Below are 18,459 nucleotides of genomic sequence, written 5' to 3'. Positions count from 1 at the left end.
GGCTCGGGTCGGTGCCGCGCTTCGTCGTTTTTGCGCCTTCCGGCCACCGTGGTCCGCCTGCGCCACGCACGGGTGGCGCGCTCCCGCCCGAGCCGAACGCACGGGCTGCGTGTCACATCACGCGTCATTCGACGCCGGTCGACCTTACGTGCCCTCAAGAAACCTTTTCCCCTCGAGATTTCCAGGCTATCCCTTGGGCGACTGACACGTCAGTCTAGTGGCGTCGGCCACGAACTGACACGTCAGTCTAGTGCTTGGAAGAACCGCACGGCCTCGTCGGTCGTAGCGCGTGGAGGAAGAACGCATGGGCACGAGCACCGGGAAAACTCTCGCGATCGGCATGGACGTGGGCTCGACGACGGTGAAGGCCGTGGTCGTCAACCCGGCGAACCGCGAGATCCTCTGGAGCGACTACCAGCGGCACCACACGAAGCAGCCCGAGTACGTGCTCTCGATGCTCGAAGAGATCCTCCGCGCGTTCCCGAACCACCCCATCGACGGGTGGAAGATGTTCCTGACGGGGTCGGGCGCGGCGCCGCTGTGCGAGCCCACGGGCGGCAAGTTCGTCCAAGAGGTGAACGCGGTCACTCTCGCCGTGGAGCACCTCCACCCGGACGTGGGCTCCGTGATCGAGCTCGGCGGCCAAGACGCCAAGATCATCATGTTCAAGACCGACGAGTCGACCGGCGAGAAGACGGCGACGGCGTCGATGAACGACAAGTGTGCGTCCGGTACGGGCGCGACGATCGACAAGTGTTTCATCAAGGTGAACGCGCCGCCCGAGCTCGTCACGACGCTCCGCTTCGACGACTCGAAGCTCCATCATGTGGCGGCCAAGTGCGGCGTCTTCGCCGAGACCGACATCGTCAACCTGATCAAGAGCGGCATCCCCTCGACCGAGGTCCTCTGCTCGCTCGCCGACGCGATCGTCATGCAGAACCTCTCGGTGCTCACGCGCGGCGGCACCCTGAAGCCTCGCGTCCTGCTCCTGGGTGGTCCGAACACCTACCTCCCGTTCCTCCAAGACTGCTGGCGCCTCCGCATCCCGCAGGTGTGGGACGAGCGCGGGTTCGAGTACCCGAAGGACGTGCCCGTCGAGGAGCTCATCTTCGTGCCTCAGAACGCGCAGTACTACGCGGCGTTCGGCGCGGTGATGTACGGCCTGCACGAGGCCGATCACGTGGGTGTGCTGCGCGGGCTCGAGGGCCTCTCGCAGTACATCACCACGGGCCGAAAGGCGCGCCTCGGCGAGAGCGCCGGCCCCCCGCTCTCCAAGACCGAGGCCGAGCTCCGCGAGTTCCGTGAGCTCTACAAGATCCCGAAGTTCGAGGGCGCGACGTTCTCGCCCGGTCAGACGGTGGAGGCCGTGATCGGCCTCGATGGCGGCTCGACCTCGTCGAAGGCCGTCCTCGTCGACTACGAGTCGGGCAAGATCTTGGCGAAGGGGTACCAGCTCTCGAAGGGCAACCCCATCCAAGACACGAAGGAGCTGCTCGCTCAGCTCAAGAAGTACGTGACCGACCAGGGCGCGACGCTCTCGGTGAAGGGCTTCGGCGCGACCGGCTACGCGGCCGACGTGCTCGAGGAGTGCGTGAAGAGCGACGTGAACGTGGTCGAGACCGTCGCCCACATGATGAGCGCCGTGCACTTCTTCGGCGACGTGGACGTCATCTGCGACATCGGCGGACAGGACATCAAAGTCCTCTTCATGAAGAACGGGGACATCTCGAACTTCCGCCTGTCGAACAGCTGCTCGGCCGGCAATGGCATGTTGCTCCAGGCGACCGCAGACTCCTTCGGCGTCAAGGTGACCGAGTTCGCCGACGTGGCCTTCCAGGCCGAGCTCGCGCCGAAGTTCAGCTACGGCTGCGCCGTCTTCCTCGACACCGATCGCGTGAACTTCCAAAAAGAGGGCTTCTCCAAAGAAGAGATGCTCGCGGGGCTCGCTCAGGTCCTCCCGAAGAACGTCTGGCAGTACGTCGTCCAGATCCCGCGCCTCGCCGCGCTCGGGACGAAATACGTGCTCCAGGGTGGCACGCAGTACAACCTCGCGGCGGTCAAGGCCCAGGTCGACTACATCAAAGAGCGTGTGCCCAGCGCCGAGGTGTTCGTGCACCCGCACACGGGCGAGGCCGGCGCGATCGGCGCCGCGATGGAGACCTTGCGTGTCGTGAAACGTAAGGGGAAAAGCTCGTTCATCGGTTTGGACGAGGCCATCGAGCTCGACTACACGACCAAGAACGACGAAGAGACCGTCTGCCACTTCTGCCCGAACGAGTGCAAACGAACCTTCATCGACACGAAGACGCCGGACGGGCGCACGAGCCGCTACATCGCCGGGTTCTCGTGCGAGAAGGGCACCGTCGAGTCCAAAGAAGCGATGCTCTCGCTCGTGGCCGAGCGCAAGAAGATCGCCCAAGAGTTCCCGAACCTCGTCGACTACGAGGCGAAGCGGGCCTTCATGCACTTCTACAACCCGGCGCCGATGCCGGAAGAGGGCTCGCCCATCAAGGACATCGAGGTCCGCAATGGCCTCTTGGGTCAGCGCCGCGTCGAGGTGACCCGCCCGTTCCGGCGCTCGAGCAAAGAGGCGTGGGCCGCGCGCCGAAAGATCCGAATCGGTATTCCGCGCGTTCTCAACGTGTACTCGGTCGCGCCGTTCTTGCGCACGTACTTCGAGGCGCTCGGCATCCCGAAGCAGAACGTCGTCTTCTCGGACGAGACCACCGAGGAGCTCTGGGTCGAGGGCGGCAAGTACGGCAGCATCGACCCCTGTTACCCCTCCAAGGTGTCGCAGGCGCACATCCACAACCTGCTCTTCCACCACCACACCGAGAAGAAGAAGCTCTCCTACGTCTTTTTCCCGATCCTCACGCACGTGTCGAACTTCGTCGCCGACACGATGGACAACGCGTGCTGTCCGATCGTGGCCGGCGCGCCCGACGTGATGAAGGCCGCCTTCACGAAGGAGGTCGACTTCTTCGCGACACGCGGCATCGAGTACCTCGATCCGGCGCTGTCGTTCGAGGAGCCGAACCTCATGGCGCGCCGCCTCTTCGAGACGTTCGAGAAGCGGCTCGGCATCACCGAGGACGAGAGTGACCACGCCGCGCGCGAGGCGTGGAAGGCGCTCACCATCTTCGAGAACGACGTGCAGGACAAGGGGCGCGCCATCCTCGAGACCGTCGAGGCCGAGGACCGCGTCGCGATCCTCATGATCGGCCGCCCGTACCACTCGGACCCCGGGCTGAACCACGGCATCCCCGACGAGTTCCAGGTGCTCGGTTACCCGGTCCTGTCCATTCGCTCGATTCCTAAGACACGTGAGTATCTCGACCGGTTCTACGCGGAGGACCTCGCGGCGGGCACGATCTCGACGCCGCTCGAGCTGAACCACGTGTGGCCCGAGAACTACTCGGTGAACAGCGCTCAGAAGGTGTGGGCCGCGAGCTTCGCCGCCCACCACCCGAACGTCGTCGTGCTCGACCTCTCGAGCTTCAAGTGCGGCCACGACGCGCCCACCTACGCGCTCATCGACGACATCATCGGCACGAGCAAGACGCCCTACGCGGCCCTGCACGACATCGACGCGAACAAACCGAGCGGCAGCATCAAGATCCGCGTGAAGACCTACGCGCACGCCCTGAAGCTCCACGAGGAGCGCCTCCAGGACGCGGGGAATCGGCGGCGCGAGCTCGAGCACCGGCTCGACGAGAAGCGGCTCGAGCTCTTGGAGCTCAAGGCGAAGCAGCTCGCGGACCGACAGATCAAGGACGAGGCCTTCCTCGCTCAGCTCGAGAGCATCCGCGAGCGCGTGCGCGCCTACGAGGCCCCGAAGCGCGCCCCCGAGCCCGAGGAGGGTGTCATCCGCCTCGGAAAGAAGACGAAGGACGGCATCGTCCGGGTCGGCGGCCCCAAGGCCGAGAAGGTGGAGAAGCGGCCGAAACCGCACGAGGCGACGGCCGACGCCGAAGAGTGATTTCCAAGGTCGGCGCCACGGGCGGCGCCGAGCCCGAGCTTTACCCGACGAACGGGATCTCTTGCGACGACAACGGGAGAATCGACATGGGTCAACACGTGACGGACACGGCAGCGACGAAGAAGCGGCTCAAGGTGGCGGGACAGGACCTCGACATCGAGGCCGAGCTCGCGCGCTTCGAGGCCGAAGAGCGCAAGCGCCTCGGCTTGGACGAGTCGGTGCAGCACTGGGTCGAGGACATGGCGAACCTCACGTTCACCAAGTCGGAGAAGGCGGAGATCACCCTCCTCATCGGCGGGCTCACCCTCGCGCACGACTACCTCGTCGAGGGGGCCTTCAAGGGCATCGGCTACAACGTCCAGATGTTGAACGTGCCCGACCAGTCGGCCTTCCAAATGGGGAAAGAGTTCGGCAATCGTGGCCAGTGCAACCCCACGTACTTCACCGTCGGTAACCTCGTTCAACACCTGGTTACGCTGCGTGACAAACACGGCCTGACCTCCGAGGAAATCGTCAAGAAGTTCGTGTTCCTCACGGCCGGCGCATGCGGCCCGTGCCGCTTCGGGATGTACGTCACCGAGTACCGCAAGGCGCTCCGTGACGCCGGCTTCGACGGCTTCCGCGTGGTGCTCTTCCAGCAGACCGGCGGCCTCAAGCAGGCGACGGGCGAGGCCTCGGGCCTCGAGCTGACTCCGAAGTTCTTCTGGGCCCTCGTGAAGGCCCTCTTCACGGGCGACGTGGTGAACGCCATCGGCTACCGCCTCCGCCCGTACGAGGTGAACGCGGGCGACACGGACCGCGCGCTCGAAGAGTGCAAGAAGATCCTCTACGAAGCCCTCGAGCACAGGACGCCCATTTTGACGGCCGTGTGGCGGTGCAAGCCGATCCTCGCCGCCGTGAAGGTGAAGCGCACCATGCCGAAGCCGAAGGTGTCGATCATCGGCGAGTTCTGGGCCATGACCACCGAGGGTGACGGCAACTACCAGCTCCAGCGCTTCCTCGAGCAAGAGGGGGCCGAGGCCGACATCCAGCTCGTCGCCGCGTGGATCCTTTATACGATCTGGGAAGCTCGTCACGACACCGCGGACCGCAAGGATCTCCGCGGCATGGACCACTCGAAGTACGGCCTCGGCGGTCTCGACGGGTTCGGCATCGGGCAGAAGCTCCTCCTGCTCAGCGTGGCCGACAAGGCCGTCCGCGTGCTCTTCCAGACCTTCGCGCACACGATGGGCCTCTACGGGTACAAGCTGCCCGACATGGACCTCATCGCCGACGTGGCGCACGAGCACTACAACAACGATCTCCGCGGCGGCGAGGGCCACATGGAGGTCGGCAAGCTCATCTTGAACGTCACGCAGAAGAAGGCCCACATGACCCTCAGCGTGAAGCCCTTCGGCTGCATGCCGAGCGCCGGCGTGTCCGACGGCGTGCAGTCGGCCATCACGGAGCGCTACCCCGGGAGCATCTACTGCCCGGTCGAGACGTCTGGCGACGGGCGCGTGAACTTCTACTCGCGCGTGCAGATGTACCTCTTCAAGGCGAAGCAGGCCGCCCAGGCCGAGTACGAGCGCGCGCTCGAAGAGAACGGCGTGTCTCTCGAAGAGGTCGAGGCGTTCCTCGAGGCGAACCCGCGCTTCGCGAACGCGCTCCACAAGGCCCCCCACGTGTACGCCGGCAACGCCGCCGATCTCGTCGCCGAGGTGGCCCCGTACATCACGAAGACCCGCGCCGAGCGCCTCCGGGCGCGTGCCTCCTCGTTCGCGTCGGCCACGGTCTCGTTCGCCCGGACTGCGCCCGGTGCCTTGGCGAAGATGATTCGCTCGGCCGTCGCCGAGGCGCCCGAGACGGCCCGCAAGCTCAAAGAGGACGTGGTGCTGCTCTCCGAGATCCGCGCCGCGAAGAAGGCCAAACGAGCCCCCGAGCCCACGCTCGACGCCGCCGCCGAAGAGTGACGAACGGGGCCCGTGCCCCTGCGGCAACCCCCATGTAGGCGAAACGCACCTTGGTCGTCCAAGGTGCGTTTTTCTTTGGTGCCGCACGGGCAACACCCGTCGCCCGTCGTTCCAGCGCGAGGCCCCGATGGCTTATCGTTCGTTCATCGCCGCTTCAGGAGGATCTTCATGTCGACCGTTCGCTCCGTCTTCGTCCATCGTCGTGCTGCCCGCGGCTCGGCGCTCGTGCTCGCACTCCTCGCCGCCGCCTCGCTCTCCGGGGTCGCCTGCTCGCGCTCCCCGGGGGCGACCGGGCAGGCCACGAAGACCGAGCCGAAGACCGCCGCCGAGGCCCCTCGTCCGTTCGGAGGTCTCCCCGTCGCCTTCGAGCGCAACGTCGGCCAAACCGATCCCGACGTCGCGTTCTTGTCGCGCGGGGGAAGCTCCACGGTCTTCCTCACGAACGACGCGAGCGCCGTGTTCGTGATGACCGAGGCCCCGAAGCGCGCCTCGTCGTCGAGCGCCAAGGCCAAGGCCAAGACCAAGGTCGAGTCCTCCCCGAAGCGCGCGGCGGATTCGGTGGTCCGCATGAAGCTCCTCGGCGCGTCTCCGGCGGTGTCCGTCGTCGGGGACGACGAGCTCCCGGGCCGCGCGAACTACCTCGTGGGCGCCGCGCCCTCCCACAAAAAAGACGTACCCCGGTACCAGCGTGTTCGTGCGGCAGACGCCTACCCGGGCATCGACGCCGTCTACTACGGCGGAAAGGACCACGCGCTCGAGTACGACTTCGTCGTTCGCCCCGGAGCGGACCCGAAGGTCGTCACCCTCGGCTTCGAAGGCGCGACCCGTGTCGTGCGTCGCGCGGGTGGTGATCTCGAGGTCGGCGTGGGCGGGGAGAGCCTCGTGCTGAAGGCCCCCGTGGCGTACCAAGTCGTCGACGGGGCCCGCCGTGAGGTCGCCGCGTCGTACGTGGTCTCGGGGTCGACGGTTCGGTTCTCGCTCGGCGACTACGACGCGACCAAGACGCTCGTGATCGACCCGCTCGTCCAGTTCTCGTCGTACCTCGGTGGGGCAGGAGCCGAGCGCATCACGTGCCTCGCGCGGGACTCCGCAGGGAACTTCTATCTCTCGGGATCCACCACGTCGGCGAACTTCCCGAAGAACGGGAACCTTCCGGGGCAAGACACGCTCCGCGGTGGGCGCGACGCGTTCGTCACGAAGCTGAACCCGACGGCCTCGCAGGTCCTCTACTCGACCTACCTCGGCGGCTCGGGCGACGAGCTCATGACCGACGCGTTCCTCGGCTTCGAGACGGGCTCCATGCGCACGTGCGCGGTCGATGCGCAGGGTCGGGCCTACGTCTCCACGACCACGACCTCCGCCGACTTTCCGACCACCGCAGGGGCCTTCGACACGACCCTCGGCGGCGCCCTCGACTCGACGCTCAGCCGCCTCAACGCGGCGGGCAACGCCCTCGAGTACTCGACCTTCGTCGGAGGCTCGTCGAGCGAGTACTGGGCGATGATCGCCATCGAGCCCACGGGGCACGCGTGGATCGTGGGTCACACGGCGTCGGCCGATTTCCCGGTGAAGAGCGCCATTCAAGCCACGAAGGCGAACCCGGGGAACCCCGACGACGCGGATCTGTTCATCGCGCGAATCGTGCCCGACGGGTCGAACACGACCTTCGGCACCTACCTCGGCGGCAGCTCCGGCGAGTACCCGTTCGATCTCGCGCTCGACGCGAACCAGAACCCGGTCATCACTGGCGCGACCTCGTCGACGAACTTCCCCACCACGGCCGGGGTCCTCCAGCCCGCCTACGGTGGCGGCGCCACGGCGGGGCTCCCCCACGGCGACGCGTTCGTCACCAAGCTGAACGCACAAGGCGGGACGGCCACCCTCGGCTTCTCGACGTACGTCGGTGGGAGCGAGAACGACATGGGCCAGTCGGTCGCGGTCGGCGCCGATGGGAGCATCTACGTGGGCGGTGTCACGACCTCCACGAACTTCCCCGGGCAGGTGAGCCGACCGGGCACGACGCCTGCGTTCGACGGGTTCGTGATCAAGCTCAACGCGACGGGCACGCAGCGTGTGTTCTCGCGGCTCTTCGGCGAGGACGGCCTCGACGGCGTCTACGACGTCGCGGTGAACGCCGCGGGCAACATGTTCGTCGCGGGAACGGGCACGCTCGGGTCGACGACGGTGAACGGCTGCGGCCGCCCCGGCGACAAGGGCCTGCTCGGGATGCTCAAGACCGACGGGAGCGGCTGGGAGTACTTGACGCCCTTCGGCGAGGTAAATTCTCAGATCCTCGTCGACGCGAACGACACGGCATACGTCGCCGGTTGGGGTGCGTCGGGCTCGATCCCGCAGATCGGCACCGTGGCCCAGCCCACGTATGGCGGCGGCACGAGCGACGCCTACCTCATGAAGCTCGACAAGCTCCCGAACTCCACGGCGACGGGCTGCGGACCGTGCACCGGCGACTTCGGCGGGGCGGGGCCACGTGCGTGTCCGCAGACGTCTCCGAAGTGCCTGGCTTCGGGCGAGTGCGTCGCGACGGGCGCGTGCAACACCGACACGGACTGCGGTGGTACGACGAGTGGTCGTGTGTGCGACGCCAAGGTCTGCAAAGACGGATGCCGCGGCACGGGCGGCAACGGGTGCCCGTCGGGCAAGGTGTGCAGCTCCACGTCGAACGCCGTGGGCACGTGCCAGAACCCCCCTCCGGACGCGGGCCCCGACGCGGCGCCCGACGCGGCCGTTCCTCCGGTCGACGCGGCCGTTCCTCCGGTCGACGCGGCCGTTCCTCCGGTCGACGCGGCTGCTCCCGTGGATCTCCGCAACGACAATGGTTCGCTCGAAGGCGGTGGTGTGAGCTGCTCGGCGAGCCAGGCCGGTGGCGAGGGCGCGTCGGGGGCCTTCGCGGCGCTCGGTCTCGTGGGCCTCGCGCTCGTCGCCCGCGTTCGCCGCCGCGCGAAGTAGCCATGGTAGGCGCGGGGCGGGTGTTTGCTACGCTCGTCCCGTGTACCGCTCCTTAGGGAAGCTCGGCTCGTTCGGGGTGCCATCCGGTCCGTACACCGGGGCACCCCGTCGTTTCATTTGGAGGAAGCTCCCGGTCGAGGTGCAGAAGCGGCTCGCGCGCTCGCTCGATGGCCGCGGTCGCCCAGCGCCCATCGCGATCGACGTGCGGCGCCCTTCGCGGCTCTACCGCGCGCTCGTGCTCGGCTCCGTCGCGGGGACGCTGGGCCTCGCGGCGCTCGTCGTGGGCTCGTGGTCGCACGTTCAACCTCGCGAGACCATGTTCCTCTACGCGCTCGTCGCGCTCCCGCTCGCGCTCCTGGCGGCCGCGGTCGGTCATCGGTGGCTCGTGCGTGGCGGTGCTCCCCTCGATCCCGGGAAGGTGCTGCTTCCGCTCGATCTCCTCGTGTTCGACGGGCGCGTGCTCACGCTCACGCCGCTCGGCTCCGTCCGTGACGTGGGCGTCGTCGGCGACGGGCCGTCGCTTCGGCTCGTCCTCTCCTTCGAGGCGGGCGACGAGGTCGCGTTCCCGATGCCCAGCACGACGCACGCCGAGCGCACGTACGACGCGCTCGTCGAGGCCCAGAGGACCCTCGAAGAGCTCTCGTACGGGGACGACCTCGCGCGTGCTCTCGATCGTGATCCGTTCTTCTCGGCGCGCAGCACGGAAGCGCTCTCGCGTGCCGAGGTGGCGGCCGAGCCGGCGAAGGTCCCCGGGGTGGGCTGGGCCTTCGCGCTCGCGGCGCTCCTCGCGCTCTTGTTCGGTCGCGGCGCCCACTCGGCGACGAACGAGCTCTCGGATCGTATCCGGTTCAAGCACGCGCTCGTCGCGGACACGGACGAGGCGATGCGTGCGTATTTGGCGGCAGGGGGCCTCCGGCGGCGGGAGGCCGAGCTCTATCTCGGTGGCCGGGCGATGGAACGCCGAAAGTCCGCGGTCCTCGACGCGACGAAGGAGCGCATCGCGCGAAATGAGGCGCTGCTCGTCGCCACGGTGGGCGCGCCCATCCACGACCCTCCGGGGTTCGTGAAGCCCCGCGACGCCGCCGAGTGGAACGCGGCGCACGCCGAGTGCCTCCGCGCCATCACGGCACGTGCGCCCACGTCCAGGAAGGCGCTCCCGTTGCTCACGGCGCTGGTCGACGAGGCGAGGCGTGGTGTCGGCGGTCCCGCCCATCTGGGCGTCCATTTCGAGCGCGCGACGACGGGCATGGCCGTATCGCCGGCGCTGCGAGGGAGCCTCGAGGCGCGCGAACGCGAGACGGCGCGGGCGCTCGCCGTGATCTTCTCCGAGGTGTGCCCGCGGTCGGTGCTCGACGTCCGGCACGTGGCCGAGAAGCTCGCCGACGGGAGCCCCGGGATCCGCGTTCGGTACGCGCTCGACAAGCCGGCCACGCGGACGGCCTCGGGGCAGGTCGTGACGCTCGCGGAGATCCGCTTCGACGTGACCCTCGAGGTGTGGCCGAAAAAACCTACGGGCTTCTCGCTCACCATGCCCGCGCCCGTCGAGGCCCGCACCGCCACCCGGACACCATCGGTCTTTCGCATCGACGATCGCGCGCCGCTCGACGTTCGCCTCCTCGACGCGTTCACCGCGCGCGCCTTCGACCGCCTCTACGACGAGCTCTACGGCCTCTTTTTCGAGGGGAACGTGAAGGTGCCGCTCCCGGGGTTCGCCGAGGTCGAGCGCATTTTCATGCGGTGACGGCCTCGCGCCGACGTGCTACCACCTGCACATGCGTTCATCTCGCGCCTCGGCGCCCGATCTCGACGTCCTCGTCGTCGAGGGGGCACGTCAGCACAACCTCGACGTCCCCCGTCTCGTCATCCCGAAGCGCGCGCTCGTGGTGTTCTCCGGGCCGAGCGGCTCCGGCAAGTCGAGCCTCGCGTTCGACACGATCTACGCCGAGGGCCAGCGCCGCTACGTGGAGACGTTGTCGCCGTACGCGCGGCAGTTCCTTGGCCAAATGGACCGCCCCGACGTGGACCGCATCCGCGGGCTATCGCCGACGATCGCCATCGAGCAGAAGAGCGGAAGCCACAACCCGAGGTCGACCGTCGGCACCATCACCGAGGTGTACGACTACCTTCGTTTGCTCTACGCCCGCGCGGGCACGCAGCGCTGCACGACGTGTGGCAAGGAGGTGCGCGCGCGCTCGGCCGACGAGGTCACGCGCGAGGCCTCGAGCACGCTCGAGGGCAGAAAGGTCACCGTGCGCGCGAGGCTCGTCGAGCACAGAAAGGGCGAGCACAAGGACGTCTTCGAGGATCTCCAGAAGCGCGGTTTTCTCCGTGTGATCGTCGGGGGTGAGCCGAAACGGTTGGACGGGCCGCACCCGGTCCTCAAGAAGAACGAGAAGCACACGATCGATCTCGTCGTGGATCGTGTCACGGTCGACGCGTCGAACCGCGCGCGGCTCGCGGAGGCGCTCGAGGTCGGCCTTCGGGAGGGCAAGGGGGAGGTGCTCGTCGCGGTCGACGGAGAGCCCGAGCCTCGGCGCTTCTCGGCGCACAGGGCGTGCTGCGGCACGAGCTACCCGGAGCTTTCCCCGCAGGCGTTTTCGTTCAACGGGCCCCTCGGCATGTGCCCGGCGTGCGCGGGGCTCGGCGTGCGCCTCGAGGTCGATCCGGGCCTCGTCGTCCCGAACGCGGAGCTCTCCCTCGCCGGCGGCGCGATCGTCCCGTGGGCCTCCGCCATGAGCCGCAAGGACGGGTGGGTGTATCGCATCATCGAAGCCGCCACGAAGGCGGCCAAGGTGTCCCACGACACGCCGTGGAAGAAGATCTCCGCCGCCCAGAAGCGCATCCTGCTCTACGGGATCGACGGCCAGAAGCTCGCCGTCACGTGGGGCAAAGAAGGGAGCGGCAGCCACGGGACCTTCGGCGTGCGCTTCGAGGGCGTGGTGCGTCACCTCGAGCGGCTCTTCCACGAGACGAAGAGCGAGTCGCAGCGGGAGCACTACCGCAAGTTCTTTCGCGAGCGCGCCTGCCAAGCGTGCGAGGGAAAACGACTCCGGCCCGAGAGCCTCGCCGTCGAGCTCGGAGGCACGTCGATCGCCGATCTGTGCCGCATGCCCGTCCGCGACGCCGCGACCTTCGTGTCGGAGCTCGTGCTCGACGCACGCAAGAAGAAGGTCGCCGAGGCCGCGCTCGTGGAGGTGCGGAGCCGGCTCGGGTTCCTGTTGGACGTGGGGCTCGACTACGTCTCCCTCGAGCGAAAGGGGCCCACGCTCTCGGGCGGAGAGGCGCAGCGCATTCGGCTCGCGAGCCAGCTCGGGAGCGAGCTCTCGGGGGTCATGTACGTGCTCGACGAGCCCAGCATCGGCCTCCACCCGCGCGACAACGAGCGCCTCGTGAAGACGCTCCATAGGTTGCGCGATCTCGGAAACAGCGTGCTCGTCGTCGAGCACGACGAGGACACCGTGCGCGCGGCCGATCACGTGGTCGACTTCGGCCCGGGTGCGGGGCACCTCGGGGGCCGTGTCGTCGCCGAGGGGACGGCCGCCGAGCTCGAGAAGAACCCCGAGAGCCTCACCGGCGCGTATCTCTCGGGCCGCAAGCGCATCCCGTTGCCCGAAGCGCGCAGGTCGTGGGAGGCCGCCCTCGTCGTGCGGGGCGCGCGCGAAAACAACCTGAAGGACGTCACGGTGCGTTTTCCGCTCGGCGTGCTCACGTGCGTCACCGGCGTGAGCGGCGCGGGCAAGAGCTCGCTCGTGGGGCAAATCCTACTCCCGGCGCTCTCGCGCGCCCTCCATGGCTCCGACGTTTCGGTCGGGGACCACGACGGCATCGACGGGCTCGAGCACGTCGAGCGGGTCGTCGCGATCGACCAGCAGCCCATCGGGCGCACGCCGCGGTCGAACCCGAGCACCTACACCAAGGCGTTCGATCATATCCGCGAGATCTTCGCTCAGCTCCCGGACGCCCGCGCCCGAGGGTACGACGCGGGGAGGTTCTCGTTCAACGTCAAAGGGGGGCGCTGCGAGGCGTGCCAAGGCGACGGCGCCGTGAAGGTCGAGATGCACTTCCTCTCGGACGTGTACGTGCCGTGCGAGGTCTGCCGAGGGCTCCGCTACTCCGAGGCCACACTCGATGTAAAGTACAGGGGGAAGAGCATCGCCGACGTCCTCCGCACCTCGGTCGACGACGCCATCGAGCTCTTCTCTGCGTTCCCGGCCCTCGTCCGCGTGCTTCGGACGCTCTCCGAGGTGGGCCTCGGGTACATGCTCCTCGGCCAGCCCGCCCCTACGCTCTCGGGCGGCGAGGCCCAGCGCGTCAAGCTCTCGCGCGAGCTCGGAAAGTCGCAGGCCCAGCGGAGCCTCTACGTCCTCGACGAGCCCACGACGGGCCTCCACCCGGACGACGTCCGCAAGCTCCTCGCCGTGCTCCTCCGCCTCGTCGAGCGCGGCGCCACCGTGATCGTCATCGAGCACAACCTCGACGTCGTGAAGTGCGCCGACTGGGTCGTCGACCTCGGGCCCGAAGGGGGCGCCGGGGGCGGTCAGCTCCTCGCCGAAGGGACGCCCGAGGCCATCGCGGCCGTCGCGGGGTCGTCGACCGGGCGCTTCTTGAAGGGTACGCTCGCGAAGGCAGCGGTGTCTCCTAAAGCAACGAAACTAAAGAAAAATTGACGGTCGGCTCTCAGCTCGATCTGTTGGGTCGCCGCCTTGGCTGCTAGGCTCGAACGTCCATGGACTCCTCCGACACCGTGCTCCGGGCCATCACAGACGACGGGAGCTTCCGCGTCATCGCGCTCGAGACGACGAGCACCGTCCGCGACGCGCTCGCGGCCCAGAAGCCAGCGTCCGCGCTCCGGCGAACGTTCGCCGATTTTCTCACGGGCGCCATCCTGGTGCGCGAGAGCATGTCCCCCGAGCTGCGTGTACAATGCATCCTCCAGGGCGACGACGGCCGCTCCCGCCTCGTCGCGGACGCCCACCCCGACGGCACGACGCGCGGGCTCGTGCAGCTCGCGCAGGGAGCCCAGGGGTTCTCGGTGAACGAGAAGGGCGTGATGCAGGTGGCGCGGACCCTCAACAACGGCGCGCTCCATCAAGGGGTCGTCAGCGTGGCGGGCCACGGCGGGATCGCCGGCGCGTTCATGGCCTACATGCAGGACTCGGAGCAGATCACGACCATGATCGCCGTGGGCACGCACATGGTCGACGGCGAGGTCGCCGCGGCGGGCGGGTACCTCGTGCAAATCCTCCCCGATTTCGCCGAAGGGCCGCTCATGGTCATGACCGAGCGCCTCAAAGACTTCCAGGACATCGTGCCGCTGCTCGCGCGTGGCGCCGCGTCGCCGGAGGCGCTGCTCTCGGAGACGCTCTACGGCATGGCGTACACGCGCGTGGGCGAGCGCAGGATCGCGTTCGGGTGCAACTGCAGCTCCACGCGCCTCGCGGCGAGCCTCGCGACTTTGCCGAAGTCGGACATCGAGTCGCTGCTCGCGGACAGGCGCATGCTCGAGATCGAGTGCGAGTTCTGCCGAAAGGAGTACTCGTTCGCGCCCGAGCAGCTCCGCGGGCTCCTCGACTCGAACTGACGCTCGCGCCCGCGAATTTGGCGCGCGAGGGCCGAGATCTTCCGTACGATGTCGGCACATGTACCTCTTCGAGAACGACGAGCATCGAGAGCTCCGGAAGAACGTGCGCCGCTTCGCGGAGACCCACGTTCGCCCCCATGCCACGGCGTGGGAGGAGGCGGAGGAGTTCCCCAAGGAGCTCTACGGCGAGGCCGCACGCGCCGGGGTGCTCGGGATCGGCTACGGCGAGGACGTCGGCGGCACCGGCGGCGACGTGACCCACACGCTCGTGGCCCAAGAGGAGCTCGTGCTCGGTGGCCACTCGGTCGGAACGGTGGTCGGGCTCGGCAGCCACGGCATCGCGCTCCCGCCCATCGTGAAGCTCGGGACCGCCGCGCAGCGCGAAAAATTCGTGAGGCCCGTGCTCGCCGGAGCGAAGATCTCGGCGCTCGGAATCACGGAGCCCGGCGGCGGAAGCGACGTCGCGAGCCTCCGCACGACGGCCGTCCGCAAGGGGGACCACTACGTCGTGAACGGCTCGAAGACGTTCATCACCTCGGGCTGCCGGGCCGACTTCGTCACCACGGCCGTGCGCACCGGCGGCCCGGGCCACGGCGGCGTCTCGCTCCTGGTCATCGAGCGCGGCACACAAGGCTTCACCGTGGGGAAGAAGCTCAAGAAGACGGGGTGGTGGGCGTCCGACACCGCCGAGCTCGCCTTCGAGGATTGTCTCGTTCCGGTGGAGAACCTCGTCGGCGAAGAGAACATGGGCTTTTACGCCATCATGATGAACTTCGCGAGCGAGCGTATTTTCCTCGCCGGGCAGTGCGTCGCCATCGCCGAGCTCGCCTACCGCGAGTCGATCGCCTACGCCCGAGACCGAAAGGCCTTCGGCAAAGCGATCATGGGGTTCCAGGTCACGCGCCACAAGCTCGCCGACATGGCGAGCCGCATCGCGGCCGCGCGCGCGCTCACCGCCGAGGTGACGATGCGCTACGCCCGCGGCGAGGACGTGACCTCCCTCGCCGCGAAGGCCAAGAACGTCGCCACCGACACGTGCAGCTTCGTGTGCGATCACGCAGTGCAAATCCACGGCGGCGCAGGGTACGTCCGCGAGGTGCTCGTCGAGCGCCTCTATCGGGACGCGAGGCTCTACCCCATCGGCGGCGGGACGCGCGAAATCATGAATGAAATCATATCGAAAACCGAAGGCTACGGATGAGCGAAGAGCTGCTCTCCAAGGTTCCCCCGCACGTCTTCCGCATCCGTGACGTGCTCGCGCGCGCGGGGAAGCGGGCGTGGGTCGTGGGTGGGTGCGTGCGCGATCTGCTCCGAGGCAAGACCCCGTCGGATTGGGACGTGTGCACGGACGCCCTGCCCGACGAGCTCATGAAGCTCTTCCCGCGGGCCATCCCGACCGGGATCGCGCACGGGACCGTCACGGTGGTGCTCGACCGCCAGCACTACGAGGTGACCACGCTCCGCGGCGAAGGCGCCTACACCGACGGCCGCCGGCCCGACTCCGTGCACTTCGTGAGCGACATCGAGCACGATCTCGCGCGCCGTGATTTCACGGTCAACGCGGTCGCCATCGCGTCCGACACGGGCGCCGTCATCGATCCGTTCGGTGGCCAGAACGACCTCGCGCGGCGCGTGATTCGCGCCGTCGGAAAGGCCGAAGAGCGCTTCTCGGAGGATGGCCTGCGGGTCCTCCGCGCCGCACGCTTCTGCGCGACGCTCGGCTTCGAGCTCGATCCGGCGACGCGGGCCGCGATCGCCCCTACGTTGGACACCTACAAAAAGGTGAGCCCCGAGCGCATCCGCGACGAGTGGATGAAGACGATGAAGGCGGAGAAGCCCAGCGTCGCCTTCGAGGTGATGCGCGACACGGGCATTTTGGCCGTGACGTGCCCCGAGCTGCTCGAGGGCGTCGGCATGAGCCAGAACAAGTACCACGGGTACGACGTGTGGCAGCACTCGCTCGCCTGCATGGACGCGTGCCCGGGCGACGCCATCTTGCGCCTCTCGGGGCTCTTCCACGACGTGGGCAAGCCGAAGACGCGCGCCTTCAGCGAGAAGACGAACGACTACACGTTCTACGATCACGATCGGATCGGCGCGGAGATCGTCGCGCCCATCTGCACGCGCCTTCGGTTCTCGAACGACGAGCGCGAGCGCATCACGCACCTCGTTCGCCACCACCTCTTCCACTACGACGGCTGGTCCGACTCCGCGGTGCGGCGCTGGGTTCGGCGCGTCGGCAAGGATCGCATCGAGGATCTCTTCGCGTTGAACGAGGCCGACACCCGCGCGAAGGGACTCGGAACGGAGCCGACGTTCGAGGCGCTCTTCGCCCTCAGGGCCCACGTGGCGAAGATCTTGGCCGAGGGGGCGGCGCTCAGCACGAAGGACCTCGCGGTCGACGGGCACGCCCTCATGAACGAAGCGGGCATCGCGCGTGGGCCAGGGCTCGGGAAGGTGCTCGCCGCCTTGCTCGAGGACGTCACGAACGACCCTTCGCTCAACACGAGGGAGCGGCTCCTCGCGCGCGCCAAAGAGCTCGTCGCGTCCGGGGCGATCCCGGAGAAGGCGTGATGTCGCCGCGTCTTTCGTTCGTCGCGGCGGTCGTCACGCTGCTCGCGGTCGGCCACGAAGCGCGCGCCGAGGGGCCCGAGCCGCCCGCGAGCCTCCGCGTGGGCGACGCCCTGGTCGTGCCCGAGATCGACGTGCGGGTGCGCGGGGAGCTCCGCGCCTTCCGCCCCGATTTCGAGATGGTGCCGCCCCCGGACGTGCACTGGACGCTGCTCCCGCGCGTGCGCCTCGGCGTGGCGGTCGAGCGCGACGCGCTGCGGGCCAAGGTGACCGTGCAAGATGCACGTATCTTCGGCAATGGCCTCGCGTCTCCCACGGCGGGCGAGCCGGCGCCGTTCGGCCCGTACGAGGCGTTCCTCGAGGCGCGCACGTCCTCGGCGAGGCCGTCTTTCGTGCGCCTCGGTCGGCAGGCGGTCGAGTGGGGCGAGGGGCGGCTGCTCGGGGTGGCCGATTTCTCGCCTCGCGGGCGCTCCCTCGACGCCCTCCGCGCGCGGCTCACGCTGGGGGATCTCGAGCTCGAGGCCCTCGCCGCCCTGCTCGTCGTGCCCGAGACAGTACGGATGGACGCGGTCGACGTCTCGTACGCGGGCTCGCAGCTCGCGGGAGTGCGTGCGGGATACATGTTTCATCGGCTCCTCGGTGTGGAGCTCTTCGGTTTTGCGCGGTTCTCCGATCTCCGTCGCCGGGATGTGTACGGTTTGCCCACGAGCCTCGCGGAACGCGCCCGGGCCGACAGCGGGCTTTGGACCTCGTCCCTCCGTGTCGCGGGCCACGACGATGCCTGGTCGTACGGTTTCGAGGGGGCCGTGCAAGGTGGGAAGAGCGCCGGCTCGAACCTGCTCGCCGAGGCCGTCGTGGGCCACGTCGAGCGAAAGATCCGGCAGATCGTGTGGGCGCCATCGCTCGGGATCTCGGCGGCCTACGCCTCGGGGGGGCGAAACGAAGACGGGACCCAGCGCACCTTCGATCCGCTCCTCCCGGACACGCAGCGCTGGCACGGGAGGTTCGACCTGTTCGGCCTCTCGAACATCATCGACTTCGGTGGGAGCCTCGAGCTCACACCGGCCACGGACTTCAAGGCGCAGCTCGGATACCGTTACGCGCGCCTCGCTGCGGCACCGTCGGAGTGGATCGACGCCTACGGCGAGCCGGTCAGGGCGGTGACGCGACGCGGGCTCGTCCCCCTCGGCCACGAGGCTTCCGTCGGGCTGTCGTACGAGCCGCTGCCTGGCCTCACGTTCTCGGCGGCCTACGCCGCGCTCTTCGTCCTCTCCGCCGCGCGGGGGAGCTTCCGACCGCGGTCCTTCTACTCCGATTCCGACGTCAGGGCAGTCGCGACGGATACGCCGCCGGACCCCTGGGAACTGTCGCACTACGCGTTCGTCGAGACTCGGCTGAAGCTCCCCTGA

The 18,459-nt window shown here is 68.3% G+C and carries 9 protein-coding genes; all 9 read left to right on the top strand.

Features of this window, described 5'->3' with window-relative positions; genetic code table 11:
- Positions 1 to 304: 304 nt before the first annotated feature.
- On the top strand, positions 305 to 3,979 hold the full coding sequence (locus tag IPK71_26265) for a CoA activase (GenBank protein MBK8217245.1): 3,675 nt from the start codon (positions 305 to 307) through the stop codon (positions 3,977 to 3,979).
- On the top strand, positions 3,976 to 5,931 hold the full coding sequence (locus IPK71_26260; protein MBK8217244.1) for a 2-hydroxyglutaryl-CoA dehydratase: 1,956 nt from the start codon (positions 3,976 to 3,978) through the stop codon (positions 5,929 to 5,931). Before IPK71_26265 ends, IPK71_26260 begins: the two co-directional genes overlap by 4 nt.
- 168 nt (positions 5,932 to 6,099) lie before the next feature.
- Positions 6,100 to 8,898 carry a hypothetical protein gene (locus tag IPK71_26255; protein ID MBK8217243.1) on the top strand — a complete coding sequence of 933 codons (2,799 nt, stop codon included), beginning with the start codon at positions 6,100 to 6,102 and terminating at the stop codon, positions 8,896 to 8,898.
- A gap of 40 nt (positions 8,899 to 8,938) precedes the next feature.
- A complete protein-coding gene (locus IPK71_26250) occupies positions 8,939 to 10,639 on the top strand; it encodes a hypothetical protein (protein MBK8217242.1) in 1,701 nt (566 codons plus the stop codon).
- A 31-nt stretch (positions 10,640 to 10,670) separates the two neighbouring features.
- Positions 10,671 to 13,565, top strand: coding sequence for an excinuclease ABC subunit UvrA (gene uvrA / locus IPK71_26245; GenBank protein MBK8217241.1), 2,895 nt, complete (start codon positions 10,671 to 10,673; stop codon positions 13,563 to 13,565).
- A 59-nt stretch (positions 13,566 to 13,624) separates the two neighbouring features.
- Positions 13,625 to 14,479, top strand: a complete 855-nt coding sequence (locus IPK71_26240) for an Hsp33 family molecular chaperone HslO (GenBank protein ID MBK8217240.1) — start codon at positions 13,625 to 13,627, stop codon at positions 14,477 to 14,479.
- 58 nt (positions 14,480 to 14,537) lie between these two features.
- Positions 14,538 to 15,680 (top strand): acyl-CoA dehydrogenase family protein, encoded by a 1,143-nt coding sequence (locus IPK71_26235; protein MBK8217239.1) that lies wholly within the window; start codon positions 14,538 to 14,540, stop codon positions 15,678 to 15,680.
- Positions 15,677 to 17,053 (top strand): HD domain-containing protein, encoded by a 1,377-nt coding sequence (locus IPK71_26230; GenBank protein MBK8217238.1) that lies wholly within the window; start codon positions 15,677 to 15,679, stop codon positions 17,051 to 17,053. Before IPK71_26235 ends, IPK71_26230 begins: the two co-directional genes overlap by 4 nt.
- Positions 17,053 to 18,459: an alginate export family protein gene (locus IPK71_26225; protein ID MBK8217237.1), complete on the top strand. Its 1,407-nt coding sequence runs from the start codon at positions 17,053 to 17,055 to the stop codon at positions 18,457 to 18,459. Before IPK71_26230 ends, IPK71_26225 begins: the two co-directional genes overlap by 1 nt.

This window comes from Myxococcales bacterium (genome assembly GCA_016712525.1).
Lineage (GTDB): Bacteria > Myxococcota_A > Polyangia > Polyangiales > Polyangiaceae > JAAFHV01.
This window is presented reverse-complemented; position numbering and strand designations above follow the sequence as displayed.